The organism is Hyphobacterium sp. (assembly GCF_043584775.1).
Classification (GTDB): Bacteria; Pseudomonadota; Alphaproteobacteria; order Caulobacterales; family Maricaulaceae; genus Hyphobacterium.
In genome coordinates this window covers 358,441-381,761 of record NZ_CP121327.1, presented here as the reverse complement: position 1 = coordinate 381,761, position 23,321 = coordinate 358,441, and the positions used below count along the sequence as shown (strand labels likewise).

Here is a 23,321-nt window from a genome sequence, read left to right as displayed (position 1 = left end):
TCATTAGGGGGAATTTTCATGCGTTGGGTAATTCGCGGTATTGCGGCCATTCTCGGCCTTGGCATTCTGGTTGTGGCTGTGGGCCTCGGTTACGGGTATTGGCGCTTTTCCTCCTCCCTGCCGCGCACGGAGGGCACGGTCGAGGTCGCCGGCATATCCGGCGATGTGCAGATTGTCCGCGACGAATACGGCGTCCCGCATATTTTCGGCGAGACTGACGAGGACATCTATTTCGCCATTGGCTACGCCCACGCGCAGGACCGCTTCTTCCAGATGGATATGATGCGCCGCTATGTGCACGGCGAATTGTCTGCCCTGCTCGGCCACCTCAATCCGGCCACCGTCACCGCCGATGCCCGCAGCCGCAATCGCGGCTATCACCTTGTTGCCAATGCCGCGGCAGAAAACCTGTCTCCGGAATTCCGCACCGCCGCCGAAGCCTATGTCGCCGGTGTGAATGCGCGTCTCGCCGAAGGCCATTACCCGCCGGAATATCTGATCCTGCAAGCCACGCCCGAACCGTGGGAGCTCCATGATTCCATGGCCGTCGTCGTCTATATGGCCGACAGCCTCGCCGCCGGTGAAGGCGAGGAGGTCGCGCGCCGCGAACTGGCTGAAATCCTCTCCGAAACGCAATTGTCCGAATTCCTGCCGGGATATCCGGACTGGGCACCGAACATGTTGCAGGCCGAGGATTTCGCGCCCGCCCCGGAACCGGTTGAGCCCACCACCGAAGCCCAGCCGGACTTTGATGATGGATCGAACGCCTGGGTCCTGTCGGGCGAGCATACCGCAACCGGCGAACCGCTTCTGGCCAATGATCCGCATCTGGCGCTCGGCGCACCGGGCATCTGGTATTTTGCCCGTCTGAACCTGCCACAGGGGGCCGTCGTCGGCGCAACCATTGCCGGCTCGCCCCTCGTGGTTCTGGGCCGCAATCAGGTCTCGGCCTGGGGCTTCACCAATACCGGCTTCGACGTCATCGACATGGTGCCCCATGCGCCGGGAAGCCTGACTACCACCGAACGCACCGAAGTGATCGAGGTGCGCGGCGGTGAGGCTGTCACCCTCACATTGCGCGATGCCCCCGAGGGGCCGGTGCTGGACCCGGATTATTTCAATCTGGATGTCTTCGGCAATCAGGACGTTGTTTTGGTCTCGACCGCACTGGACCGCTCCAATCAGGTCGCCAGCGTCTCCTACAATCTGATGCTGTCGCAATCCTTCGACGAATTTGTCGAGGCAGGCCGGGGCTTTACAGCGCCGATGCAGAACATGCATTACGCCCATATCGATGGCACGATCGGCTATACAACGCCCGGCCTGCTGCCCATCCGCGATGAGGACGGCAACTGGACGGGATATGTCCCCTACGAGGACCTGCCGCGGGTTGAAAACCCCGTCTCTGGCCGTATCGCCTCGGGCAATAACCGCATTGTCCCGGACAATTACGGCTATGACACGCCGGGCAGCTATGCCGCCTATCGCGCCGAACGGATCGAGGAGCGGCTCGACGAAACAGACGCCCACACGCCCGATACCTTCCACGACATCCAGATGGATCAGGTTTCGGCCCAGATCCAGCGCATCCTGCCGGCCCTTCTGGCCGCAACGCCGCAGACCGAACGCGGCCAGCAAGCGCTGAACCGGCTCCGGAACTGGGATGGCGATATGGATGCGCTGCTGGCCGAACCGCTCATCTATTCGCTCTGGTATCGCGATATCCAGGAAGGCATCTATGCCGACGAATTGGGCGAGGACTTCCTGCGGCATCTTTCCACGCGGCGTGTCTTCACCGAAAACGTGCTGATCGGCGATGATGGCCATTGGTGCGACAACGTCACAACGGATGCCGTCGAGACCTGCCCTGACATTCTCGGTGCGGCCCTCGATACCGCCATGGAGCGCGGCATCGAAACCTACGGCCCGGACATCGACAACTGGACCTGGGGTGAAGCCCATCAGGCCGTCTTCGACCACCCCGTCTTCACCGGCTCCGGCCTGCCATTGCTGGAGGACTGGTTCACCGTGCGCCAGCCCGTTGGCGGTGACAGCTCGACCGTGAATGTCGCGGTCTATTCGGTGCGCGCCGGGAATTTCGACGTCTTCCATGGCCCGTCATTGCGCGCCATCTATGATTTGTCGGATCTGGACGCCTCCCGCTTCATGCATGCGCCGGGGCAATCCGGACACCCCTGGTCGGACCACTACCGCGACCTCGCCCCGATGTGGGCCGCCGGAGAAACCTTTGAAATGCGCACTGACTGGGCGCCGGAATCGGCACCGGACGGCGCCCGCACGCTCACCCTGACTCCCGCCAACTAGGACGCTCACCATGTCGATACGCATCACACGACGCGGCGCGCTTTTCGGCGCCTCCGGCCTCGCCTTTGCCGCGGCGGCCTGCTCCTCAGGACCACGACGGCCCGAGCCGGAACCGCAAACCGGCCCCTTCCGGCATGGCGTCGCCTCGGGCGAGCCGGATCAGTCCAGCGTTGTCTTGTGGACGGCGATTACAGATGATGCGGGCGGGGAGTACGTCTTCCAGGTCGCGACCGACGAAGGCTTCGAAAACATTGTCTTCGAGGATCGCGAAGAGCGCACCTATGTCACCAGCAATGCGATCTCGACCTTCAAGGTCATCGCCACCGGGCTGGAACCTGCCACCACCTATTTCTATCGCATGCTGTTCAACGGCATTTCCTCGCCGGTCGGCCGCACCCGGACCCTGCCCGCCGGTGCCGTCGACCGCTTCAACATGGCGGTTTGCTCCTGCTCGAATTACCCGGCGGGATATTTCAACGCCTATCGCGAGCTGGCCAATACGCCCGATCTCGATCTGGTGCTGCATCTGGGCGATTACCTCTATGAATACAGCGCCGACGGCTATGCCTCCGAGGAGGCCGAGCGGATGGATCGGGTTGTCGATCCGCGTCACGAGCTGATCTCCTATGGCGACTATGCGCGCCGCCACGCCCTCTACAAGACCGATCCGGATCTGCAGGCCGCCCACGCAGCCGCCCCCTGGTTGATGATGTGGGACGACCATGAAGTCGCCAATGACGCCTGGGCCACGGGCGCTGAAAATCACAATGAAGGCGAAGGCAGCTATGACGAGCGCGTCTATAACGCCATGCTCGCCTATCATGACTGGAATCCGACGCGGGAACCGGGCGACCAGATCGGCATGGCCCGGATTGCGGAAATCGGTGATCTGGCAACGCTGGCCGTCACCGAGTCCCGCCATGTGGCCCGCGACCAGCCCATGGATTTCTCCACCTTCCCGATACCCGACGATGCCGACCCCGATGATCCGGCCAACCAGCAGGCGATTGCCGACTGGCGCGCCAATGAGGTCGGACGTGAGGATCGCGAAATGCTGGGGGCGGCACAGATCGCGCAGATTGCCGATGCCTTCCGGGCGGCGGCCGGCAAGCCCTGGCGCTTGCTCGGGGGTCAGGTTGTGATGGGCCGGGTGGAAACGCCCGACATGATCGAGGCCCTGCCGGGCTGGCTGAAATTTATTGTCTCGAGATCCGATGAGCTGGCCTGGGGCTATATCCAGCGCTCCCAGTTCGACATCCCCTATAATCTGGACGCCTGGGACGGTTATGTCGCCGAACGCGAACGCCTCTATGATGCCGTCCGCGACGCTGGTGGCGACATGATCGCCTTTGCCGGTGACAGCCATAATTTCTGGACCAATCAGCTGATGGACGATGAAGGCCATCGCATCGGCTATGAATTCGGAACCACCTCGATCACCTCGCCCTCACCCTTCGAGCGCGTCCCTGCGCCGGGTGTGTCCTTTTCCCGCCTGATCGAGGAGAAAAATCCTGACGTCCTCCGGCATAATGATCGCGACAAGGGCTTTATCCGCGTCACGCTGACACCTGATGCGATGGAGGCGGAGTTCGTGACCGTCTCCACCATAAGGCGGCGTGGTTATACGGCTGGCAGTGACAGCCGCTGGCGGGTCACGCGCGGGCCGAACGGGCTGGAAATCGACACGATCTGACGGCGAATTTCCTGATTCAATTCAAACAACTGAATCGATTCATGTTTTTCGATTCGGAATGAGATTCCGATTCCGCTTTGAAATTGTTGCACAAGCTGTAACTGGTCGCCCTCAAATCGTCATGATAGGCAGGCATCACGCTTTTTCATGTCAGACCGACGGGAAGGACTTCGGGCATGCCCTCACGTTTTGAAGACTCTGGAAACGAGACCATCCCCACGGTGAAGTTCACCGGACCGGGACGCTATCTCTTCTGGATGACGGTTTTTCTGGCCGCAGTCGGCGTCATCGCCGTCCTGCTGATCGGACCGCTGGAAGAAGCCTTCATGGCCAATATGGCGATCAACGGGCTGATCGTGGTGGTGCTGCTGATCGGCATTCTCTACACCTATCTTCAGGCGCTTTCGATTGCGCCGGCGGCCCGCTGGCTGGTCCGCTTCCGGACCTCGGAGGACTCTTCCAGCCTGCCCAACCCGCCCAGCATGATCGCGCCGATGGCCTCGATGATGGGCGATGCCGGCTCCCGCGTGCGGATCTCGACCAATTCTGTCCGCACCGTGCTCGACTCGGTCGGCGCACGCATGGCGGAATCCGGCGCTTTCACACGCTATTTCGGGCGCTTGCTCATCTTCCTCGGCCTGCTGGGCACCTTCTGGGGCCTGCTCGCCGTTGTGTCCGAAGTGGGCGAAGCCGTCCGCGCCGTGACAGCCTCCTCGACCGGTGGTGAAGCCGATGTGTTGCGGCTGATGGCGGCGATTGAAAATCCCATCCAGGGCATGGGCACCGCCTTTGCCTCCTCGCTCTTTGGTCTGGCCGGATCGCTAATCATCGGCTTTCTCGATCTGCAGGCCAGCCGCGCCCATAACCGCTTCTTCAACGAGATCGAGGAATGGCTGTCCTCCATCTCCCGCGTCGCAGCGGCCGGTCCGTCAACCACGGCGGATGGCGAGATGTCGCCCGCCTATGTCGGGGCCTTGCTCGAACAGACCGCCGAAACGCTCGACCGCCTTTCCCACACGCTGGAAAAGCATACGCGGGACCTTGATGGTGCCTTGCGCCGGATCGCCGAGGACAGCGCCACGGGTCAGCAGGAAGCCGCGCGCGCCCTGCGAGAGGAAATCCGCGTCATGGTCCGCGCCATCGAGGCGCAAAACCGGTCACGGGGCAACTAGTCCATGAGTTTCGCGCCACGTCTTTCGCGGTTTACCGAAACAGATTCCGGCGATTACTGGCCGGGATTTGTCGATGCGCTGGCGACGCTGTTGCTGGTTATCGTCTTCCTTTTGTCGATCTTCGTTGCTGGACAATTCGCGCTGAGCCGCGCCTTGACCGGACGCGATGAACAACTGGCCGCGCTGAACCAGCAACTGGCAACGCTGACCGATGAACTGGCCCTGGCCGAAGGTGAAAACACCCGTCTCGAACAGGAAATGACGACATTGCGCGCCACCCTGTCGGATGTTCAAGCCGAACGGGACGACCTTTCCGACCAGCTCGTCATCGTCATGGGCCAGATGGAAGACGTCCAGTCCCGCCTGATTCTCGAAGAGGAAGTCACCGCAAACCAGGTCGATCAGCTGACCGCCCTGAATTTGCAGATGCAGGCCCTGCGCGATCAGATCTCGCAGCTCACCGGACTGCTGGATGCCGCCGAAGCGCGCGAGGAAGAGCTCGAAAGCCAGATCTTCAATCTCGGCGAACGCCTCAATGCAGCCCTCGCCAGCCGCGCGGCGGAACTCGCCCGCTATCGCTCGGACTTTTTCGGGCGTTTGCGCGAGATTCTCGGCAACCGCTCGGGCGTCAGTGTTGTCGGCGACCGCTTTGTGTTTGAAACCGATGTGCTTTTTGCGTCTGGCTCGGCAGCCTTGTCGAATGATGGCCGCGAAAGCCTGCGCCCCATTGCCGACGCCATCATCCAGCTGACGACCGAAATTCCCGATGATCTTGAATGGATCATCCGGATTGACGGACATACCGATCCGCGGCCGATCCGTACGACCTACCCGTCCAACTGGCACCTTTCGGCGGCGCGGGCGATTTCGGTGGTGAACTGGTTTGAGGACCTTGGCGTGCCATCCGAACACCTTGTGGCCGCCGGTTTTGGCGAGTTCCAGCCCATCGCCGAAGGCACCAGCGAGGAAGCCTATGCCCGCAATCGGCGGATCGAACTGAAACTGACCAGCCGGTAGCGGTAAAGCCGCTTGCCCTTTAAATACCGCTCCGCTATAAGCCGCGGCTCATTTGGCGGAGATATCCGCAACACAGCCTGACGTGCCGGAGCGCTACGATGCAAAAAGATATTCATCCCGATTATCACATGATCAATGTGACCATGACCAACGGGACGGTTTTCCAGACACGCTCTACCTGGGGCAAGGAAGGCGATACGCTGAATCTGGATATCGACCCAACGACCCACCCGGCCTGGACCGGTGGCGACCAGAAGCTGATGGACCGCGGTGGCCGCGTGTCCCGCTTCAAGGACAAGTTCAAGGGTTTCGCCTGATCCTTTCAAGGATATCGGAATCAAAGAGGCGCGAGACTTCGGTCCCGCGCCTTTTTCTTTGCCGGTTGTGCGACGCTAGCTGAACGCGTTCTTGAGACGGTTCATCTGATCCTCGACCGGGCTGCTGCCTGTCGTGCCGCGTGTGTTTTCAAACAGGGAATCATCAATGCGCTTCAGCCGCGCATAAAGCTGCCGGGACCGCGCGGCGAGATCGGCCAGAACGCCCGGAACCGGGTCCCCGTCGGCGGGCCACAAATCCTCGACATCATCATCATCGGGCAAGCGATACTGGCCCGTGACCAGCTGATCAGCCGACAGATCGCCTTCCGCCACCTGACGCTGCGCCAGAAGCCAGGACGCGGCCTGCATCAGGCGGGTGGTCAGCTTCATGCTTTCCGCCGCATAGGCCAGAGCCCCGCCTCGCCCGAGCGATTTGGCATCCTCGCGGCCCGGACCATCAAGATAGGCGGCGGTTTCCTCCACCATATCCATGCCGTCCCGGAACAGGCGCGAAAAATGCTCGCTGCCCGCAAACTCGGCCACGCGTTCCGCCGGATTGCCCGACTGAAAGCCCGTATCACTCACAACATCACTCATACATGCCTACTTTGATCCACGTGCCATAATGACTGCAATCGCCGGGCCAGCCCAATCAACCCTGCTTGAAGATCGACTCGGCGGCTTCCCGCCCGGATTCCTTGGACGCGATCATCGCATCGATCCGCGCAATTTCGCCTTCAATGGTATCGCGCCGCTCCTTCAATCCCTCGATTGAAAATTCCGACAGATCTTCGCCCGGAATGATGGCATTCGAATGTGTCTTCAGGGGTGCATCATCATCAAACATATCCACCTCCCTCTCTTGCGATCCCCCACACTAACGCCCACCATCGCGCTTGTCGCCCCTTCGCCTGAAAGGTCCTTCATGCCGCTTCCGACCACACACCGCATCGCCATCACGCCCGAACCCGGCGGCCCGGAGGCGATTCAGATTGTCGAGCGGCCGCTGCCGGCGCTGGCCGACAATGAAGTCCTGATCCGCACCGCCGCTTGCGGCGTCAACAAGCCGGACACCTTCGAGCGCATGGGTTTCTATCCCCCCCCGCCCGGCGCACCGGAGGGGCTCGGGCTGGAAGCCGCCGGGACGATCGTAGCCGTTGGCGCCTCAGTTGATCGCTTCAAGGCCGGAGACGCCGTCTGTGCGCTCGTGACCGGCGGGGGCTATTCCGATTACGTCATCGCCAAGGCGGGCAGCACATTGCCGGCACCGACAGGCATCGATCTGACGGCGGCGGCGGGATTGCCGGAAACCGTATTCACCGTCTGGGCGAATGTGTTTCAGGCCGGGCAGCTGAAAGCCGGCGACACGCTGCTGGTCCATGGCGGGGCGGGCGGCATTGGCACAACGGCCATCCAGATGGGCAAGGCCGCCGGAGCGCGCGTCTTTGCCACCGCCGGGTCACCGGAAAAATGCGCGCTGTGTGAACGTCTGGGCGCCACGCGCGCCATCAACTACCGGGAGGAGGACTTTGTGGCCATCCTCAATGAAGCGGGCGGCGCCAATGTCATTCTCGACATGGTCGGCGGGCCCTATTTGCAGAAGAATATCGATTGCGCCGCCTTCCGGGGGCGCATCATACAGATCGCCTTCCTGCAGGGCTCCCGGATCGAGGCCGATCTGATGCGGCTCATGCTCAAGCAGTTGACCCTCACCGGCTCGACGCTTCGCGCCCGGCCCGATGCGGAAAAGACGGAACTGGCGAATGCGATTGAAAACACGGTCTGGCCGTGGATTGAAAGCGGACGGTTCAAGCCGGAAATCCACGCAACCTTCCCGCTGGAGAAAGCGGGCGAAGCGCACCGCCTGATGGATGCCGGGGACCATGCCGGGAAAATCCTGCTCACCCCCTGAACCTCCTCCCTTTTCAGGTGCAGGCGGACGCGCTATACAACGCGCAAATCGCTGGCTTGCGTGAAGTTCTGAGCCAGCGTCGGAAGGCCATCCAACCCGGCATCCGTGCCGGGTTTTTCTATGGCCGAAACACATTACGTCTGGAGACGCTGAAAATGACCGAAATTCTGATGCCGAAAGCCACGGCTGTCTGGCTGGTCGACAACACCGCGCTGACCTTCGAGCAGATCGCCGATTTCTGTGGCCTTCACCGCCTCGAAGTCAAAGGCATTGCCGATGGCGATGTCGCCGTCGGTGTACGCGGCTCTGACCCCGTCTCCAATGGCCAGTTGTCCCGTGAGGAAATCAGCAAGGCCGAAGCCGATGCGGACTATCGCATGACGGCCATCAAGCATCGCTATGACGATCTGCACCAGCCGCGCAAGAAACGCGGCCCGCGCTACACGCCGCTGTCGCGCCGTCAGTCCCGCCCGGACGCCATTGCCTGGCTTGTCCGCAATCACCCGGAGCTGACCGACCCGCAGATTTCCAAGCTCATCGGCACGACCAAGACGACGATTGAAGCCGTCCGCGAGCGCACGCACTGGAACTCCTCCAACATCAAGCCGACAGACCCGGTCACGCTGGGCCTGACGACGCAGATTGATCTGGACGAACAGGTGCGCAAGGCGTCGGCCCGCCGCGAGAAGCTGGAAGAGGAACGCCGCGCTGCCGGTCAGGACCCGATTGCCGGCCCCGCCGAGCAGGAAGCCGAAGAGCAGGAATCCGCAACCAGCATGGACGAGGTCAATCTCGAGACTTTGTTCGGTGGCAAGAAGACTCAGTCGGACGACGACGACAGATAGTTGAGGGCCAGACGGCCTCCATCGGCGTAGATGCATTCGCCGGTGATATAGCTCGCATCCTTCGATGCCAGAAATGCCACGACCCCGGCGATCTCGTCGGGGTCGCCTATTTTTCCGACCGGCGTACGCGACAGGACTTTCCCCATCGCCTTGCGGTCTTCCAGCACGGCTTTCAGCACATCCGTATTGATGCTGCCCGGCCCGACGGCATTCACACGCACGCCTTGCGCCGCCAGCGCCAGCGCCATGGACTTGGTCATCTGGTTGATCGCGCCCTTGGTGGCGCAATAGGCCAGCTGTTCCGGAATGGCGACCACCGCATTCACCGATGACATGTTGATGATGGCATAGCGCTTCCGGCAATCGTCCGGACGCTCGTCATCATGCTCGATCTGGTCGATCATTTGCCGGGCGGCGGCGCGCGCCACCAGAAAGGCACCGCGCAGATTCACGGCGATCACCTTGTCAAAATCATCGGTTTCCAGCGACAGGACATCGCCCTTGGCGATAATACCGGCATTGTTGACCAGCACATCCAGACGGCCAAACGCCGACCGCGTTTCGGCCATCAGATTGGCGACGGACAGCTTGTCGGACACGTCGCAATCGACAAACAGCGCCCGTTCCTTGTCGGCACCGAGTTCTTCCGCCAGCGATTTGCCGGAGTCCCGGTCGCGGTCCGCTATGACGACTTTCAGCCCGTCATCGGCAAAGCGGCGGGCGCAGGCGCGGCCGATTCCATTGGCTCCGCCGGTGATGATGGCAACGCGGTCAGATTGGGCCATGACTGTTTTCCGCTCTATTCGGTGTCGGCGCGGGTGCGCAGATAATCATTTTCAAGGGTTTCATTGTCCGGCATCAGCTCATAGGCCTCGGCAAAGAGGTCGCGCGCTTCATCCATGCGTCCGACCCCTTCCAGAGCCGAGGCCAGCGAATGCACGATCGCGCCACTCTCCGGCTCGGCCGCAACCGCCTGCTCGCAAAGCGGCAAGGCCGTCGCATACTGCTCATCCACGATCAGCGCCCAGCACAGCGCATTCAGGGAATACCCGCTCTCCGGATTCAGCTCGACGGCCCGGCGCGCCTGATCAATGGCAGGCTCATTCATACCCAACTCCAGAAAGGCGGCCGACAGATTGATCCAGCCACTGGGCCATTCCGGCTCCAGCCGGGTGACATTCTGATAGGCGACAACCGCCTCGGCTTGCCGGCCGAGACGATCATAGGTCCGGCCCAGATTGAGCTGGGTGGAAATATCGTCGGGCATTTCACCGGCCGCGACTTCCAGATCGACCAACGCCCCTTCTGAATCCCCCGTCATCAGCCGGGCAATGCCGCGATTGCGGCGGACATAGGCATCGTCGAATGCAACGCCGCGCGTTTCGGCAATGGCATAGGCCAGATTGAACGCCTGCAGCGCTTCTTCAAAGCGTTGTTCATAGAGATAGGCACCGCCCAGGCGGGTATGAATGATGGCTTCTTCGCCCGGATCGAGGTCTGCCGAATTGAGACAGGTTTCAAAGGCCGAAATGGCGGCACCGGCATCGCCTTCCGTCAGCGCGTCTTCGCCGGCCTGACAGGGATCGCTATGGGCCACCGCGCCGGAATCTGCCGGGGTGCAAGCCATCACCATCGCGCCGATGGCCAGAAGGAAAGGGAGTCGAAACATGCGTGGGCTCCAGAATATTCCGGTGCGATCATGCAATAAGGGCGGCCTTTCGCAAGGCCGCCCTACTGTAAGCGTGATCAATTTGACGTCAGTGACTTCGTCGAAGGAGCTCTATCTGTTCCTTAAGTCGAAGTTTTTCTTTCTTGAGTGAGGCAATTTGAAGCGTGTCAGACCCGGGGCGCTTGCATTCGTTTTCAATTTTGTGGTCCAGTTGATTGTGTCGAGCGTCCAGTTCACGGATGTGCGCTTCAATCGTCATAAGTCGCCTCCTTGCGATAACTACAACGGAATAGGGAATTGAAACACCGTCCGGCCTATGTGTCACTTCACAATTCGTAACGGAGCAAAAAATGTCTGAACGCGGACGGATTATTGTCGGAATTTCAGGCGCCTCGGGCGTCATTTACGGCATCCGCGCCTTGCAGGCGCTTCGTGAACTCGGCATCGAAACCCATCTTGTGGCCTCCAAAGCCGCGGAAATGACCCTCGGATACGAGACCAATACCACGCCGGCAGAGCTGAAAGCCCTCGCCGATTATGCCTACAAGCCCTCGGATATCGGCGCGTCGATTGCGTCCGGTTCGTTCGGCAATATGGGCATGCTGGTTGCGCCCTGCTCGGTCCGGTCGATGTCTGAAATCGCCACCGGCGTCACGTCCGGCCTGATTGCCCGCGCGGCAGATGTCACGCTGAAAGAGCGGCGCCGTCTGGTGCTGATGGTGCGGGAAACCCCGTTTCACCTTGGCCATTTGCGTACCATGACGCAGCTGACCGAGATGGGGGCCGTCATCCAGCCGCCCCTGCCGGCCTTCTATACCAATCCCGAAACCATCGATGACATCGTCAACCAATCCGTCGGGCGGGCGCTCGACCTATTCGGTTTGAACTGGAAGCCGACCCGCCGCTGGGGTGAAGATCTGGACGGCGGCAAACGCCCCGCCGCGCGCACATGAGCCAGGCTTTCTGGGATTGGTCTCTGCAGGTTTATGAGCAGCCCGGTGTCGCAGCCGCCTGTCTGGATTTGCAGGATCGTCACGGTCTCAACGTCAATATCTGCCTCTGGTGTCTGTGGCTGGCGACCGAAGGCCGCAATGCCGCACTGCACATCGAGGCGGCAATGGATGCGCTGGAAAACTGGTCTGGCGAGGTCACGTCCGCCCTGCGCGAGACACGGCGCAAGCTGAAAGACCGGCCCCGTGCCGAGACGCTCTATAAATCCGTACTGGCTTGTGAGCTGGATGCCGAACATGTCGAGCAGGACATATTGTTCGAACTCGCCGCCAGCGCGCCGGAAAGCGGGACGGAGGCGAGAATGACGGCGGCACAAGCACTTGCCGAATATGCCCGTTTGAAGGGCCTTCACATTGATTTTACTTCCCTATTGAAAGCCGTTTTATCTCCCGTCAAAAAAGTGTAAGACACGAAGCCCGCCCCGGGATAAGGGGGCGGTTTCTGGCAACAATGAAGAAACGCGACCGGCGATGAGCGAAGACGAATTCCTCGAGCAATCCACCATTCGGGCGAAGATTGACGAGCTGAAATTCCGGCACCGCGCGCTGGATTCCGAAGTGTTAGCGCTTCAGGAGATGGGCGTGGCCGATCAGTTGAAAGTCGCGCGTCTGAAAAAGGAAAAGCTTCAGCTCAAGGACCGCATCGCCGAGCTCGAAGACCGCATGACACCCGATATTATCGCCTGATTTCAGCCGGTTACGGCTGTCTTCAATTCCTGTTTGCGGGCATACATGGCGGCATCCGCCTGGGCCATGGCCGCATCGACATTCACACCGGGTTGCAGCGGGTGAACGCCCCAGGCCGCATTGATGTGCAGCTCGCGCCCATCATGCATGAAAGCGGTATTCTCGATCGCATCGGCCAGATCACTGGCTTTGTATTCGGCCTGGCTGACCGTGGTCAGGGTCAGCACCACGCCAAATTCATCCCCGCCCAATCGCCCGACCGAATCGGTCTCGCGCAGATTGGCCGTCAGCGTCGCAGCCACATGATGCAGGGCCGCATCGCCTGCCGCATGGCCATAATTGTCATTGATGTCCTTGAAGCCATTCAGGTCAAAATAGACCAGCGCGGACGGCGCTTCATGGCGTTCCGCCAGAGCCAGCGCGCGCGAGACTTCACGGACAAAGGCCCGGCGATTGAGCACCGGCAACAATACGTCATGATCGGCGAGCGATTCCAGTTCGCGCACGCGGCTGCGCAAACGCTCGGTATCCTTGCGGAGCTGGTCCACCTCGCCCATCAGGCCCAGCAGGGCGCGCTGGACATTCGGGGTCAGTTCATTCTCCGGAACGCCCATGATCTGGGCCGCATCGCGCGGGGCCGACATTGAGGCCGTCGAAGACGTACCGCTGGCGGCAGACGCCTTACTGGCCTCGCCGGTCGACTTCATTTTATTCAGCGCATCAAAAGGACGAATTCGCATATGTTCAGCCCGAAGTATCTGATCTGACTCAAATCTTGGCGAAGGGCAGTTAAGAAAGGGTCAAGGTTAATGGAGGGTTTTTCCCTTTTCCTTGACGCGCGCTGGCATCTGCGTATGTTCCCGCGCTTCCTGAAAGCCGAGGAGGCTGACCGTGAGCGCCAAAGCGCCCCGCATTGCCATCATCATGGGGTCCCGGTCCGACTGGCCGACCATGAAAGCCGCTGCCGATATTCTCGACGCCCTCGATGCGGACTATGAGACGCGCGTTGTGTCCGCACATCGCACGCCGGACCGCATGGCCGACTTCGCGAAATCCGCAAAATCAAACGGCGTTCAGGTGATCATCGCCGGCGCCGGCGGCGCCGCCCACCTGCCCGGCATGGTGGCCTCGCTCACCACCCTGCCGGTGATCGGCGTGCCGGTGCAATCCAAAGCTCTGAAGGGCATGGACAGCCTGTTGTCGATTGTCCAGATGCCGGGCGGCATTCCCGTCGGCACACTCGCCATCGGCGAGCCCGGCGCGAAAAATGCCGGTCTGATGGCCGCCGCCATCATCGCCTTGCAGGACCCGGCGCTCGCCGGCCGTCTTGAAGACTACCGGGCAACGCTCGAAGCCTCGGTTCCCGAAACGGTGGAAGACTGATCCGGCATGACTGACGCCCTCGCGCCCGGCTCTGTGATCGGCATTCTCGGCGGCGGACAACTGGGCCGCATGCTGGCGCAGGCCGGATCGCGTCTGGGATTTGATATCCATATTTTCGATACCTCCGCAAACGGCCCCGCCGCGCGAGTGGCCGCCCGCAGCTGGGCGGCCCCGTGGGAAGATGATGGCGCCGTCCAGACCTTTGCCGCCAAATGCGATGTCCTCACCTTCGAGTTTGAAAACATTCCCGCCTCTGCCCTCGCCGCCGCCGAGAGCGCCGCGCCGGTCCGCCCCGGCCGAAAATCCCTGGAATTGACGCAGGACCGCCTGATCGAAAAGACTTTCATCCGCGAGGCAGGATGCGCCACGGTGGATTTCGCCGAAGTCAATTCGGTGGGCGATCTCGAAACCGCTGTGTCAAAGCTCGGACGGCCAGCCATCCTGAAAACGCGGCGCTTTGGCTATGACGGCAAGGGACAGGCCGTGATCCGCGAGGATACGGATCTGACCGAAGCCTGGACCGCCATCGGCCAGCAGCCCGCCATTCTGGAAGCCTTCGCGCCCTTCAGCCGCGAATTGTCGGTCGTCGCGGCGCGGGCCGCCAATGGCGACATGGCGATCTATCCGCTGGCCGAGAATTCCCATTCCGGCGGCATTCTGCGGGTCTCGACCGCCCCGGCAAACGTCTCTCCGGAAATCGAATCCCGGGCGATCGAGATCGCGCGCGCCATCGGCGACGGGCTGGATCATGTCGGCATATTTGCCGTGGAATTGTTCGAGGTCGATGGCGCGTTGATCATCAACGAGATCGCGCCGCGCGTGCACAATACCGGGCATTGGACGATGGATGCCTGCACCTGCAGCCAGTTTGAAAATCATATCCGCGCCGTGGCCGGCTGGCCGCTGGGCGCAACCCGGCCCCATTCCGCCTGTGAGATGACGAATCTGATCGGCGATGATGTGGCGCCCTGGCACGCCCTTGCCAGCGAATCGGACGCCTGTCTGCATCTCTACGGCAAGCGCGAGGCCCGCCCCGGCCGGAAAATGGGGCATATCAACCGGCTTTCTAAACTTTCCGTCTAGTCCACCCTTGCACTCTGCGCTGCCGCCGTTATGGGAAAGCCATGACGGTTCAGCGCCCCGATATCTGGCAAGAGGAGACCGGCCCCTTTGACATCATCGGGGACGTCCACGGCTGTGCCAAAGAGCTCGAAAAGCTCCTTGAAAAACTGGGCTATGAGCTGAAATCGCGGGGGCCTAGAGGCCGCCGGACGACCCATGTCCAGCATCCCGAAAACCGGAAAGTAATTCTCGTCGGCGATCTCGTTGATCGCGGACCTGCCTCCATGGATGTTCTGCGGATGGCCATGTGCGGCGAGATCGACGGCACGATCCGCTGCGTTATCGGCAATCATGACGACAAATTCCTGCGCTGGCTGAAGGGCCGCGATGTGCGCGTCACGAAAAGCCTCCAGACCACGATTGACGAGGCGGAAAAGGAAAAGCCGAAATTCCTGGATGATGTCCGGCACTATCTGGAACACCTGCCCAGCCATCTGATCCTCGATAAAGGCCGGCTGATCGTCGCCCATGCCGGCCTGCCGCAAAAATATCACGGGATTGAAAGCCGCGCCTCGCGTGTCTTTGCCATGTATGGCGAAACCACGGGCCAGACCGATGATCTCGGCCTCCCGATCCGCCGCGACTGGGCCCGCAATTACCGCGGAGACGCTACGGTTGTGCATGGCCATGTCGCGGAAAAGAAAGTCCGCCATGTCAATAATGTGTGGTGTCTCGATACCGGCTGTGTCTACGGCCACAAGCTGACGGCACTGCGCTGGCCGGAGGCGGAAATCGTCCAGGTCAGGGCCAAATGCGACTGGTTCCCTCACCCAAGATTCAGCTAGACACGTCGGCGCCCGCCATATCGCAAGCCGGCCAGAAGTTTAGCCGGATCCGGTAGATCCTTGGTCAGTTTCCGCCAGTTCGCCTTGGCCTTTTCAAATTCCATGACGTTTTCGATGCGCCGGTCCAGAAAGGCCCTGGCCTTGTCTTTCTCCGGCGTTTCATCATTCAGCCAGACGGCCAGGCTGGAGGTATAGACGGCCGACAATATCGTCCGCTTGGAATACCAGTTGAAATCCGTCGACGTGTCGTTCAGTCCGCGCCAGATCGCATCGGACGTTGCCCAGATGAGCTCTGCCCCCAGCGTTGCCGCATCATGCAGCAACAGGCGGGCGCGGGCACGGCGCGCGGTCTCCTCATGAGGTCCGATGGCCTCCAGCCGCGCCTGCACGGCAAAGGTCACGCGCTCGCGAATCTTCATCGATCCCATATCTGCCGCTTCCATGCGCGCCAGCACTTCGCTGTCCATCTGCGCCGACCAGTGGGCGATGAGGTCCAGAGCCCCGCGCGGCGCAGCCAGTAGCGCGGCCTCCGCGCTGAGACCGGCATCGGCGCGGGCCAGACGGAGCGTCTCGTCGGACCAGCCATCAAAGCCCGCATGAGGCAAAGCCGACTGTGTCAGGCGGTCAAGATCGGAAGGAGTCGTGTTATGGGTCATGAGGACTATGTAGATCAGCTTGACCGCGACGTCGATGTGCATGTCGTCACAGGCGTTTATGGGTGTGGACAGGGTGCGTTAGCTCTGCTAATAGCCCCGCCTCTCGGCAAGAGACCTGCGGTCGTACGAATCTGGTGCGACTGCGCAACAGATAACAACGAACCCAGGAGAGCGGACCATCGTTCAGATTATTGTGCGCGAGAATAATGTGGAGCAAGCGCTCCGCGCGCTGAAAAAGAAGATGCAGCGGGAAGGTACTTTCCGCGAAATGAAGCGTCGCAATCACTTCGAGAAGCCCTCGGAGAAGCGCGCGCGCCAGAAGGCAGAGGCCATTCGCCGCGCCCGTAAACTGGCCCGCAAGCGCGCTCAGCGCGAAGGTCTCATTGCAGGACCGAAGCCACGGCGCCCATAGCCGCAGGTTCAAGCCGATACAGGTTTAAGATCAAACGCCGCGCTGTCACCAGCGCGGCGTTTTCTTATGCGGATTTGGTCTTCTTAAAACTCAGGAGTTTCTTGATGGACGAGGCATTCGCCCGTCCCATCGAGCCCTGCCGGAAGACATAGCTGGCCAGAAAGATAACGGTGATCGCGGTGGTCACCATCACGATAGTCGTGCCAATCAGTTCAAATGTGCTCGGATCCGTCTGAAGCCGCGCCATCATGAGAAACGGCGTCCAGAAGGGAATCCAGGACGCAATCTGGACGAAACCGCTATCGGGGCTATCGATCGTGCTCATGATGATGAAGAGCGGGATGAACATGATCAGGAAAATCGGGCTCAGCAATGACTGGGCTTCCTGTAGCGTGTCACACAGCGACCCGATCGCCAGGTAAACCGTGCCGAACATCAGATAGCCGACCACGAAGTATCCTACGGCCGGCAAGAGCAGGCCCGGATCGAAGATCGCGCCGATGATCTCCGCCACTGGAAGATTGGTCGCCTGAGCAAATTGCTGCAGGGCAATCAATCCGCCGGAGCCCAGAGCCCCCCAGACCAGAAGCAGCGTGCCGGACACCGCGGCAAGGCCGAGCAGCTTGCCGATCAGGATCTCATGATAGCGGGCCGAGGCGAGCAGGGTTTCCAGAATCTTGTTGCCCTTTTCCTCGATCATGGCGGTCAAAAGCATGTTTGTGACTGAAAAGACCACCACCCAGAGCCCGAAGGCAAAGGCGATGCCGACAAAAAAGGGCACGCGTTCGGCATCCGACACTTCAGCCGTCGCGCCCGAACGCTCCGGATTCAGCTCGCGAGCTTCCGGATCGATGGAATTGATCTCGGCCAGCGCCGCGCCGGGGATGCCAAGTTCCGACAAGCGTGCGTCTCTCAAGCGCGCCTGGACAGCGTCCTCGACGTCCGACCGCAGGCGGCTGGAATTGAGATTGGCACTCCAGTAATCGATCTCGACGCCATACTCACCGCCCGGCCGGAAGAAAACGGCCGCAAACAATGGCACGTCCTCCCCTCCCACCGACATGAGCTGTTCGCCAAGCAGATAGGGACGCAATTCGTCTATGGTCCGCGCTGGCGGCTCGACCCTGACGAAACGCCCGAAGACCTGGTCGAGCGGCAGGTCGATAGGGGCGCCAATGGCCTCGATTGCCGCGTCCAACCCTTCCAGGCCGGGCTGGGCCTCCAGAGCGGTCTGGGCCGCCGGCATGTTGTCCGACAAGCCCAGCGATCCCGCCGCCGCTGACAGCAGTCGCAGCGCATCGTCTCGCCGATTGTCTTCCATCTCGCGGATAACGGCCGTTTCATAGCCGGCACCCGTTTCATCGATCAGCGCGTAATACCGCGTCGGCTCCGAGCTTTCGATCAGGACCGGCAACAGACCGCCAATCAGCATGAACATCGGAACGGACGCCAGTGACAACCAGAAGCCCCAGGTGGCGACATAGGAGAGGTATTCGCGGCGGGCCATGAGATAGATTGCGCGCATCACACGGCCTCCCGGTTGGAATTCTCGACAAGTTCAACAAAGACATCGTGCAGGTGCGCACGCATCGGCTCGAACCGGGCAAGCCTGACACCGGCCTCGACGCAGGCTTTCAACACGTCCTGCGCGTCCTTGCCGGGCGCAAGCTCGACCGTCCATCCCGACAGCCCATCGGGCGCTTCTTGAGGCTCGACCGCGCCCTGAGCGGACAGAACCTGCCTCAAATCATGTTCGGAAGAGGTCTCGATGATCACCCGGCGCGGCACCTGCGACAGAGCCGCCGGCACATCGCCGTCAAAAACTTTCCGGCCCTTGGAAATCAGCACGATCTGGTCGCAAAGGCGTTCGGCATGTTCCATGACATGGGTGGAGAACAATATCGTCTTTCCGCGCCGGGCTTCGTCGCGGATCATTTCCTCGAGCATTTTCTGATTGACCGGATCGAGCCCGGAGAACGGCTCGTCCAGAATAATGAATTCCGGATCATGGGCGAGGGTGGCGATAATCTGCACCTTCTGCGCCATGCCCTTGGACATGTCCTTGATCTTCTTTTTCACTTCGCCGCCCAGGCCGAACCGTTCCAGCCCCTCGCGCGCCGCCTTGCGGGCGGCCGACATCGACATGCCCTTCATCCGGCCAAAGAAGATGATGACGTCTTCCGCCTTCATTTTCTTGTAGATGCCGCGCTCTTCCGGAAGAAAGCCGACGCGCTGCAGCGTCGTGGCATTCGGCGTCTTTCCAAACAGGCTGACTCTGCCGGCATCGGGTTTGATGATGCCCAGCGCCATGCGCAGGGAGGTGGTCTTCCCCGCGCCGTTGGGCCCCAGAAAGCCGGTAATCTGTCCGCGATTAACCGCAAGGTCGAAGCCGGAAACGGCGGTATGGCCAGAATAGCGCTTGGTGACGCCCTCCAGCGAGAGAATGGTTTCGGTCATGACTGTCCCTGTCTACCCGATTTGGGCCGCACCATAGCCCCGCGACAGGTCAAGGAAAGCGGGACAAGCGGCCAGTCGGTCTCTCCTATGCAGCCGGCAGGGCAAAATACAACAGATCCAGAGGCGGCGGATCAACGCCTTCCACCGACAGCATGTGATGCACCTGTCCGCGATGATCGGTCTGGTGATTGAAGACATGCGTCAGGATGATCTGCCGCGCCAGATGATGGGGTTCGCCGCGCGTATTGGTATAATGGGCCTCTCCGGCATAATCGGACTCCGGCAAGGCATCGATAAAGGCCTCGATGCGCCGGTCCATGGTTTCACGTTCCATCCACAATTCGCCCAGCGTTTCAAAAGGCCGGTCCCGCAGATCGGTGTGGGTCGGCCCCGCCCCCGTCAGGCGATGCATCCAGATGCGGTCGGCAATGAGAATATGCGTCAGCGTGCCGAAGACGCTGCCGAAATAAGCCCCGTTTTCCGCCATCAGGCGGTCGCCCGGCAATTCGTTGACGGCGTCGTACAGTCGTTCATTGGCCCAGATATTATAGGCCGCCATTCGCCGGAAGTGATCACGCATTCGTGCTTTACCCTTCCCATCCGTCATTTGAATCCGATCGTATCATCCGCCAGTCTCGTTGCGAAGAAAAGGGGGAGGCTTTCATGCGCACACTTATCTCAATCGCAGCTCTGGTGATGGCGGGTACGCCCGCACTTGCACAGGACGCTTATGATCTGGACCCGTCCCACACCCAGGTCGTGTTTTCAGTCGACCGTTTCGGTTTCACGACGATTTTCGGCAGCTTCATGGACGCGGGCGGCACGATCCTGCTCGATGCCGAGAACCCGGAGAACTCCAGCGTGACGGCCCATGTCGAGACCGCATCCGTCTTTCTCGGTCACCCGACCCGCGACGAACATGTGGCCGGGCAACACTGGCTCAATGCCGAAACCAATCCGCAACTGACCTTCACCTCCACCGGCGTCACCCGCACCGGCGAGAATACGGCTGAGGTTACGGGACAGCTCACCCTCTGGGGCGAAGCCCGCGATGTGACCTTTGATGTCACGCTCAATCAGCTCGGCACCGATCCCGCCACGCGGCGGCAGGCGGCCGGCTTCACCATCACCGGCACCATCAATCGCGCCGATTGGGGTCATCAGACAGCCGCGGCGCTCGTAGGGTCCGAGATCGGCATCCGCATCGAAGCGCTCGGACATCTGCGCGCGGAAGAGTAGCGCCTGTTAGCCAGCAGGTGTTAGGCTTCGGCCATGTCAATGGATATGGCCACCGCCCGCCAGCGCCTGCTGGACCTCAAGGATGAGTTGATTGCCCTGTCTGAAGGCGGCGGCGAGGACCGCAAGCCTGTGACGCTTGATCAGCAATCGGTCGGGCGATTATCACGCCTCGATTCCATGCAGGTCCAGGCCATGGCCAAGGCCGCCGAATCCCGCCGCGCCATGGAAATCCGGCGCATAGACGCGGCGTTGAAACGGATCGAGGCAGGTGAGTATGGCTGGTGCGTGGAATGCGGCGAGGCCATCGCGCCCAAACGGCTGGAGAGTGATCCGGCCGCCCCGCGCTGCGCGGCCTGCGCCTAGGCGATGCGGGCCACACCCGTATAGTCATAGCCGACAAATTTCGGCGTCTTCTTCACATATTCGGTGACCAGATGATCGAAGCGGAATCCGCCCGCCTCCACCATTTTGTCGATGGGGCGCGTCAGGTGACAGCCGCCGCCGATCATCTTCCAGACCGGCTCCAGCCGCCTCTGCCATTTGAAGACATCGGCATCCGGTGCCGCGCCATGTTCCAGAACCAGCAATTTGCCGCCGGGCTTCAGGATGCGCCGGATCTCGGAAAAGGCACCCGGCACATCCGGCAGTGAGCACAGCGTATAGGTCAACACCACCGTATCCGCCTGCCCGGTCTCCAGAGGCAGATTCTCGGCCACCCCTTCCACCAGCTCGATCGGAAAGGGCAGGCCTGCAATCGCCCGGCCGGCTTTCTTGCGCATCCCGGGATTGGGCTCGATGCCGATCAGCGCCTTCACCTTGCCGGGATCATAGAATTGGAGATTGGGCGCAGCGCCCATGCCGATCTCGGCGACCACGCCGTCCGCTTCGGGCACGATTTTCGAGCGCTGTTTCATGATCGGCCCCTGCTTGCAGGAGGTATCGATCAGATTGGGCAGGATAAAACGGTTATAGAAAGCCATGGGAGAATTCCTGACATTGCTGCGAATGCGGATCAACTTCTTTCTCACTAATTCCTTGTTTGACAAAGAGAAAATTTCTGACCTAATTCCTTATTACTAGTATGGTTATACATAGGGAAGGGACCAGAATGGCCAAGAAGGGAAAACTCAGCCGCCGATCATTCCTGACCAGCGTCGCAGGCAGTGTAGCGGCAATCGGGGCGATCGGCGCGGTGACAGGAAGCGCTGTCGCCTAGACCTATACCGGACGCTCGGATGCTGACAGCGGCGCATACGCGGACCGGACCGGCTATGGCCGGGGGCAGCGAACGGGATATTCCGACAATGACACTGGCTCCAATGCCGACCCGGCCAATTACGGACGCAACAGCCCATCCAACACCAACCGCACCAACGTCACCGACCGGGACAGCGGATCATCAGCCGATCCGGCCGGACGCGGACGTCGCTGCCGCTAGGTAGCCGCACGAATGACATTGGCGTTGGCCCAACCTCGTCGGGCCAACGCTAGTCGACGCCGGGAAAACTCTCAACAAACTTGATTGTGATGTCGCCAAAGCTGTCCACAAAGCGGATGGTAAAATCGGGAAAACTCTCGACAAACTCCCATTCACCGCAGTCATCGGGAAAGCTCTCGACGACTTTCACATTGAGGTCGGGAAAGCTGCTCACCACCTCGACATCAATATCGGCAAAACTTTCAACGACCTGCACCTCGCCATAAAGCGGGATGCCGTTCCAGGTGCAGTCTTCGCCAATGTCGGACGCCGCCAAGGCCAGTAATTCAAGCATGGTGTTTCTCCCCGCATCGCAGGACAGCACACATTACATGAATGCAGGCTGACGGATCAGGCCGCCGCTTTCAGCTTCTCGGCGATCTGACGCGAAATATTCTCATTGCCGGCAACAATCGCGCCGGTCTCCAGAGGATCGCCCTGACCATCGGCTTCGATGTGATAGCCACCCGCCTCGCGGATCATGATGATCCCGGCGGCAATATCCCACGCCTTCAGATCCCGCTCCCAGAACGCATCAAAGCGTCCGGCGGCGGTCCACGCCAGATCCAGCGAGGCCGCGCCGTAGCGGCGGATACCCGCCACGCTCGGCATGATCTGGTGCAGCTCTTTCAGGAAGCGCGCATGCCCCTTCTTGCCGAAATACGGCGTGCCGGTGGCAATCACGCAATCCATGAGTTCCTTGCGGCCGGAGACGCGCAGACGCCGGTCATCCAGCCAGGCCCCATAGCCTTTTTCGGCATGGAACATGTCGCCATTGACCGGGTTGTAGATCACCCCGGCGACGATCTCGCCCAGACGTTCCAGCGCGATCGACACGGCAAAATGCGGCTGGCTGTGCAGGAAATTCGTCGTCCCATCCAGCGGATCGACGATCCAGCGGTGGGTCTTGTCCGTCCCTTCGACCTCGCCGCGCTCTTCCATCAGGAAGCCATAGCCCGGCCGGGCCGCATCCAGCGCTTCATAAATGACGTCCTCGGCCTTGCGGTCCGCAGCGGACACAAAGTCTGCCGGGCCCTTGCGGGAGACCTGAAGGTGTTCAACTTCGCCAAAATCACGCGCCAGACCACGCCCCGCCTTGCGGGCCGCATTCTGCATGACTTCCATGAGGGCGGTGACGCGTCC

At 61.0% G+C, this 23,321-nt stretch carries 29 protein-coding genes; 16 read left to right on the top strand and 13 right to left on the bottom strand.

Annotation, left to right across the window (positions count from 1 at the left end; translation table 11 throughout):
* The first annotated feature begins 18 nt into the window (after positions 1-18).
* From P0D52_RS01835 to rpmE, 5 genes are all read left to right on the top strand, one after another.
* The gene (locus P0D52_RS01835; protein ID WP_394693741.1) at positions 19-2,325 is read left to right on the top strand and encodes a penicillin acylase family protein; all 2,307 of its coding nucleotides are present in this window, start codon (positions 19-21) and stop codon (positions 2,323-2,325) included.
* Positions 2,326-2,335: 10 nt separating this feature from the next.
* Positions 2,336-4,018 carry an alkaline phosphatase D family protein gene (locus P0D52_RS01830; protein WP_394693740.1) on the top strand — a complete coding sequence of 561 codons (1,683 nt, stop codon included), beginning with the start codon at positions 2,336-2,338 and terminating at the stop codon, positions 4,016-4,018.
* 176 nt (positions 4,019-4,194) lie between these two features.
* Positions 4,195-5,190: a hypothetical protein gene (locus P0D52_RS01825; protein ID WP_394693739.1), complete on the top strand. Its 996-nt coding sequence runs from the start codon at positions 4,195-4,197 to the stop codon at positions 5,188-5,190.
* Positions 5,191-5,193: 3 nt separating this feature from the next.
* Entirely contained in the window at positions 5,194-6,207 is a 1,014-nt protein-coding gene (locus P0D52_RS01820) for a peptidoglycan -binding protein (protein WP_394693738.1), read from the top strand.
* 98 nt (positions 6,208-6,305) lie between these two features.
* Positions 6,306-6,524, top strand: a complete 219-nt coding sequence (gene rpmE, locus P0D52_RS01815) for a 50S ribosomal protein L31 (protein WP_394693737.1) — start codon at positions 6,306-6,308, stop codon at positions 6,522-6,524.
* A 75-nt stretch (positions 6,525-6,599) separates the two neighbouring features.
* On the opposite strand, the gene P0D52_RS01810 is transcribed toward rpmE, so the two are convergent.
* Both P0D52_RS01810 and P0D52_RS01805 read right to left on the bottom strand, forming a co-directional pair.
* Positions 6,600-7,109, bottom strand: coding sequence for a DUF1465 family protein (locus P0D52_RS01810; protein WP_394693736.1), 510 nt, complete (start codon positions 7,107-7,109; stop codon positions 6,600-6,602).
* 67 nt (positions 7,110-7,176) lie between these two features.
* Entirely contained in the window at positions 7,177-7,371 is a 195-nt protein-coding gene (locus tag P0D52_RS01805; RefSeq protein ID WP_394693735.1) for a DUF1192 domain-containing protein, read from the bottom strand.
* Positions 7,372-7,449: 78 nt separating this feature from the next.
* Between P0D52_RS01805 and P0D52_RS01800 the strand changes: the two genes are divergently transcribed.
* Complete coding sequence (locus P0D52_RS01800; protein WP_394693734.1) at positions 7,450-8,436, top strand: NAD(P)H-quinone oxidoreductase; 987 nt, start codon at positions 7,450-7,452, stop codon at positions 8,434-8,436.
* A 155-nt stretch (positions 8,437-8,591) separates the two neighbouring features.
* Positions 8,592-9,281, top strand: a complete 690-nt coding sequence (locus tag P0D52_RS01795) for a DUF1013 domain-containing protein (protein ID WP_394693733.1) — start codon at positions 8,592-8,594, stop codon at positions 9,279-9,281.
* On the opposite strand, the gene P0D52_RS01790 is transcribed toward P0D52_RS01795, so the two are convergent.
* The 3 genes from P0D52_RS01790 to P0D52_RS01780 form a co-directional block, all read right to left on the bottom strand.
* Positions 9,257-10,066 carry an SDR family NAD(P)-dependent oxidoreductase gene (locus tag P0D52_RS01790; protein WP_394693732.1) on the bottom strand — a complete coding sequence of 270 codons (810 nt, stop codon included), beginning with the start codon at positions 10,064-10,066 and terminating at the stop codon, positions 9,257-9,259. The two genes, P0D52_RS01795 and P0D52_RS01790, sit on opposite strands and share 25 nt — an antisense overlap.
* Positions 10,067-10,080: 14 nt before the next feature.
* Complete coding sequence (locus P0D52_RS01785; RefSeq protein WP_394693731.1) at positions 10,081-10,950, bottom strand: tetratricopeptide repeat protein; 870 nt, start codon at positions 10,948-10,950, stop codon at positions 10,081-10,083.
* Between the two features lie 88 nt (positions 10,951-11,038).
* Positions 11,039-11,209, bottom strand: a complete 171-nt coding sequence (locus P0D52_RS01780; RefSeq protein ID WP_187165709.1) for a YdcH family protein — start codon at positions 11,207-11,209, stop codon at positions 11,039-11,041.
* 91 nt (positions 11,210-11,300) lie between these two features.
* Between P0D52_RS01780 and P0D52_RS01775 the strand changes: the two genes are divergently transcribed.
* From P0D52_RS01775 to P0D52_RS01765, 3 genes are all read left to right on the top strand, one after another.
* Entirely contained in the window at positions 11,301-11,903 is a 603-nt protein-coding gene (locus tag P0D52_RS01775; protein ID WP_394693730.1) for a UbiX family flavin prenyltransferase, read from the top strand.
* Positions 11,900-12,367 carry a TIGR02444 family protein gene (locus P0D52_RS01770; RefSeq protein WP_394693729.1) on the top strand — a complete coding sequence of 156 codons (468 nt, stop codon included), beginning with the start codon at positions 11,900-11,902 and terminating at the stop codon, positions 12,365-12,367. The genes P0D52_RS01775 and P0D52_RS01770 overlap by 4 nt, the downstream gene beginning before the upstream one ends.
* Before the next feature lie 64 nt (positions 12,368-12,431).
* Complete coding sequence (locus tag P0D52_RS01765; RefSeq protein WP_394693728.1) at positions 12,432-12,647, top strand: YdcH family protein; 216 nt, start codon at positions 12,432-12,434, stop codon at positions 12,645-12,647.
* A gap of 2 nt (positions 12,648-12,649) precedes the next feature.
* On the opposite strand, the gene P0D52_RS01760 is transcribed toward P0D52_RS01765, so the two are convergent.
* Positions 12,650-13,387 carry a GGDEF domain-containing protein gene (locus P0D52_RS01760; RefSeq protein ID WP_394693727.1) on the bottom strand — a complete coding sequence of 246 codons (738 nt, stop codon included), beginning with the start codon at positions 13,385-13,387 and terminating at the stop codon, positions 12,650-12,652.
* A gap of 151 nt (positions 13,388-13,538) precedes the next feature.
* On the opposite strand from P0D52_RS01760, the gene purE reads away from it, so the two are divergent.
* The 3 genes from purE to P0D52_RS01745 are packed head-to-tail and all read left to right on the top strand — an operon-like array spanning position 13,539 to position 15,937.
* Positions 13,539-14,030: a 5-(carboxyamino)imidazole ribonucleotide mutase gene (purE, locus tag P0D52_RS01755; protein WP_394693726.1), complete on the top strand. Its 492-nt coding sequence runs from the start codon at positions 13,539-13,541 to the stop codon at positions 14,028-14,030.
* 6 nt (positions 14,031-14,036) lie between these two features.
* On the top strand, positions 14,037-15,113 hold the full coding sequence (locus P0D52_RS01750) for a 5-(carboxyamino)imidazole ribonucleotide synthase (protein ID WP_394693725.1): 1,077 nt from the start codon (positions 14,037-14,039) through the stop codon (positions 15,111-15,113).
* A 41-nt stretch (positions 15,114-15,154) separates the two neighbouring features.
* A complete protein-coding gene (locus P0D52_RS01745; RefSeq protein ID WP_394693724.1) occupies positions 15,155-15,937 on the top strand; it encodes a metallophosphoesterase in 783 nt (260 codons plus the stop codon).
* On the opposite strand, the gene P0D52_RS01740 is transcribed toward P0D52_RS01745, so the two are convergent.
* Positions 15,934-16,635 carry a COQ9 family protein gene (locus P0D52_RS01740; RefSeq protein ID WP_394693723.1) on the bottom strand — a complete coding sequence of 234 codons (702 nt, stop codon included), beginning with the start codon at positions 16,633-16,635 and terminating at the stop codon, positions 15,934-15,936. The genes P0D52_RS01745 and P0D52_RS01740 overlap by 4 nt on opposite strands.
* 109 nt (positions 16,636-16,744) lie before the next feature.
* On the opposite strand from P0D52_RS01740, the gene rpsU reads away from it, so the two are divergent.
* A complete protein-coding gene (gene rpsU / locus P0D52_RS01735; protein WP_394694814.1) occupies positions 16,745-17,005 on the top strand; it encodes a 30S ribosomal protein S21 in 261 nt (86 codons plus the stop codon).
* 64 nt (positions 17,006-17,069) lie between these two features.
* Here the strand turns inward: rpsU and P0D52_RS01730 are convergent, their stop codons facing one another.
* The 3 genes from P0D52_RS01730 to P0D52_RS01720 all read right to left on the bottom strand — a co-directional run bounded on the left by P0D52_RS01730 (position 17,070) and on the right by P0D52_RS01720 (position 20,042).
* Positions 17,070-18,530: an ABC transporter permease gene (locus P0D52_RS01730; RefSeq protein ID WP_394693722.1), complete on the bottom strand. Its 1,461-nt coding sequence runs from the start codon at positions 18,528-18,530 to the stop codon at positions 17,070-17,072.
* A complete protein-coding gene (locus tag P0D52_RS01725; RefSeq protein WP_394693721.1) occupies positions 18,530-19,462 on the bottom strand; it encodes an ABC transporter ATP-binding protein in 933 nt (310 codons plus the stop codon). The genes P0D52_RS01730 and P0D52_RS01725 overlap by 1 nt, the downstream gene beginning before the upstream one ends.
* A gap of 85 nt (positions 19,463-19,547) precedes the next feature.
* Positions 19,548-20,042 (bottom strand): DinB family protein, encoded by a 495-nt coding sequence (locus P0D52_RS01720; protein ID WP_394693720.1) that lies wholly within the window; start codon positions 20,040-20,042, stop codon positions 19,548-19,550.
* Between the two features lie 83 nt (positions 20,043-20,125).
* Between P0D52_RS01720 and P0D52_RS01715 the strand changes: the two genes are divergently transcribed.
* Both P0D52_RS01715 and P0D52_RS01710 read left to right on the top strand, forming a co-directional pair.
* A complete protein-coding gene (locus tag P0D52_RS01715; RefSeq protein WP_394693719.1) occupies positions 20,126-20,701 on the top strand; it encodes a YceI family protein in 576 nt (191 codons plus the stop codon).
* 33 nt (positions 20,702-20,734) lie between these two features.
* Complete coding sequence (locus tag P0D52_RS01710) at positions 20,735-21,064, top strand: TraR/DksA family transcriptional regulator (protein ID WP_394693718.1); 330 nt, start codon at positions 20,735-20,737, stop codon at positions 21,062-21,064.
* On the opposite strand, the gene P0D52_RS01705 is transcribed toward P0D52_RS01710, so the two are convergent.
* From P0D52_RS01705 to P0D52_RS01695, 3 genes are all read right to left on the bottom strand, one after another.
* Positions 21,061-21,681 carry a class I SAM-dependent methyltransferase gene (locus P0D52_RS01705; RefSeq protein ID WP_394693717.1) on the bottom strand — a complete coding sequence of 207 codons (621 nt, stop codon included), beginning with the start codon at positions 21,679-21,681 and terminating at the stop codon, positions 21,061-21,063. The two genes, P0D52_RS01710 and P0D52_RS01705, sit on opposite strands and share 4 nt — an antisense overlap.
* 507 nt (positions 21,682-22,188) lie before the next feature.
* Positions 22,189-22,473, bottom strand: coding sequence for a hypothetical protein (locus P0D52_RS01700; RefSeq protein ID WP_394693716.1), 285 nt, complete (start codon positions 22,471-22,473; stop codon positions 22,189-22,191).
* A 56-nt stretch (positions 22,474-22,529) separates the two neighbouring features.
* Positions 22,530-23,303 carry an inositol monophosphatase family protein gene (locus tag P0D52_RS01695; protein WP_394694813.1) on the bottom strand — a complete coding sequence of 258 codons (774 nt, stop codon included), beginning with the start codon at positions 23,301-23,303 and terminating at the stop codon, positions 22,530-22,532.
* Positions 23,304-23,321 lie beyond the last annotated feature (18 nt).

What these genes read in the sequence shown, in the direction of transcription:
- P0D52_RS01835 (WP_394693741.1), top strand. Translation starts at nt 19, where the DNA reads ATGCGTTGGGTAATTCGCGGTATTGCGGCCATTCTCGGCCTTGGCATT.
- P0D52_RS01830 (WP_394693740.1), top strand. Translation starts at nt 2,336, where the DNA reads ATGTCGATACGCATCACACGACGCGGCGCGCTTTTCGGCGCCTCCGGC.
- P0D52_RS01825 (WP_394693739.1), top strand. Translation starts at nt 4,195, where the DNA reads ATGCCCTCACGTTTTGAAGACTCTGGAAACGAGACCATCCCCACGGTG.
- P0D52_RS01820 (WP_394693738.1), top strand. Translation starts at nt 5,194, where the DNA reads ATGAGTTTCGCGCCACGTCTTTCGCGGTTTACCGAAACAGATTCCGGC.
- rpmE (WP_394693737.1), top strand. Translation starts at nt 6,306, where the DNA reads ATGCAAAAAGATATTCATCCCGATTATCACATGATCAATGTGACCATG.
- P0D52_RS01805 (WP_394693735.1), bottom strand. Translation starts at nt 7,371, where the DNA reads ATGTTTGATGATGATGCACCCCTGAAGACACATTCGAATGCCATCATT.
- P0D52_RS01800 (WP_394693734.1), top strand. Translation starts at nt 7,450, where the DNA reads ATGCCGCTTCCGACCACACACCGCATCGCCATCACGCCCGAACCCGGC.
- P0D52_RS01795 (WP_394693733.1), top strand. Translation starts at nt 8,592, where the DNA reads ATGACCGAAATTCTGATGCCGAAAGCCACGGCTGTCTGGCTGGTCGAC.
- P0D52_RS01790 (WP_394693732.1), bottom strand. Translation starts at nt 10,066, where the DNA reads ATGGCCCAATCTGACCGCGTTGCCATCATCACCGGCGGAGCCAATGGA.
- P0D52_RS01785 (WP_394693731.1), bottom strand. Translation starts at nt 10,950, where the DNA reads ATGTTTCGACTCCCTTTCCTTCTGGCCATCGGCGCGATGGTGATGGCT.
- P0D52_RS01780 (WP_187165709.1), bottom strand. Translation starts at nt 11,209, where the DNA reads ATGACGATTGAAGCGCACATCCGTGAACTGGACGCTCGACACAATCAA.
- P0D52_RS01775 (WP_394693730.1), top strand. Translation starts at nt 11,301, where the DNA reads ATGTCTGAACGCGGACGGATTATTGTCGGAATTTCAGGCGCCTCGGGC.
- P0D52_RS01770 (WP_394693729.1), top strand. Translation starts at nt 11,900, where the DNA reads ATGAGCCAGGCTTTCTGGGATTGGTCTCTGCAGGTTTATGAGCAGCCC.
- P0D52_RS01765 (WP_394693728.1), top strand. Translation starts at nt 12,432, where the DNA reads ATGAGCGAAGACGAATTCCTCGAGCAATCCACCATTCGGGCGAAGATT.
- P0D52_RS01760 (WP_394693727.1), bottom strand. Translation starts at nt 13,387, where the DNA reads ATGCGAATTCGTCCTTTTGATGCGCTGAATAAAATGAAGTCGACCGGC.
- P0D52_RS01750 (WP_394693725.1), top strand. Translation starts at nt 14,037, where the DNA reads ATGACTGACGCCCTCGCGCCCGGCTCTGTGATCGGCATTCTCGGCGGC.
- P0D52_RS01745 (WP_394693724.1), top strand. Translation starts at nt 15,155, where the DNA reads ATGACGGTTCAGCGCCCCGATATCTGGCAAGAGGAGACCGGCCCCTTT.
- P0D52_RS01740 (WP_394693723.1), bottom strand. Translation starts at nt 16,635, where the DNA reads ATGCACATCGACGTCGCGGTCAAGCTGATCTACATAGTCCTCATGACC.
- P0D52_RS01730 (WP_394693722.1), bottom strand. Translation starts at nt 18,530, where the DNA reads ATGCGCGCAATCTATCTCATGGCCCGCCGCGAATACCTCTCCTATGTC.
- P0D52_RS01725 (WP_394693721.1), bottom strand. Translation starts at nt 19,462, where the DNA reads ATGACCGAAACCATTCTCTCGCTGGAGGGCGTCACCAAGCGCTATTCT.
- P0D52_RS01720 (WP_394693720.1), bottom strand. Translation starts at nt 20,042, where the DNA reads ATGCGTGATCACTTCCGGCGAATGGCGGCCTATAATATCTGGGCCAAT.
- P0D52_RS01715 (WP_394693719.1), top strand. Translation starts at nt 20,126, where the DNA reads ATGCGCACACTTATCTCAATCGCAGCTCTGGTGATGGCGGGTACGCCC.
- P0D52_RS01710 (WP_394693718.1), top strand. Translation starts at nt 20,735, where the DNA reads ATGTCAATGGATATGGCCACCGCCCGCCAGCGCCTGCTGGACCTCAAG.
- P0D52_RS01705 (WP_394693717.1), bottom strand. Translation starts at nt 21,681, where the DNA reads ATGGCTTTCTATAACCGTTTTATCCTGCCCAATCTGATCGATACCTCC.
- P0D52_RS01700 (WP_394693716.1), bottom strand. Translation starts at nt 22,473, where the DNA reads ATGCTTGAATTACTGGCCTTGGCGGCGTCCGACATTGGCGAAGACTGC.
- P0D52_RS01695 (WP_394694813.1), bottom strand. Translation starts at nt 23,303, where the DNA reads ATGGAAGTCATGCAGAATGCGGCCCGCAAGGCGGGGCGTGGTCTGGCG.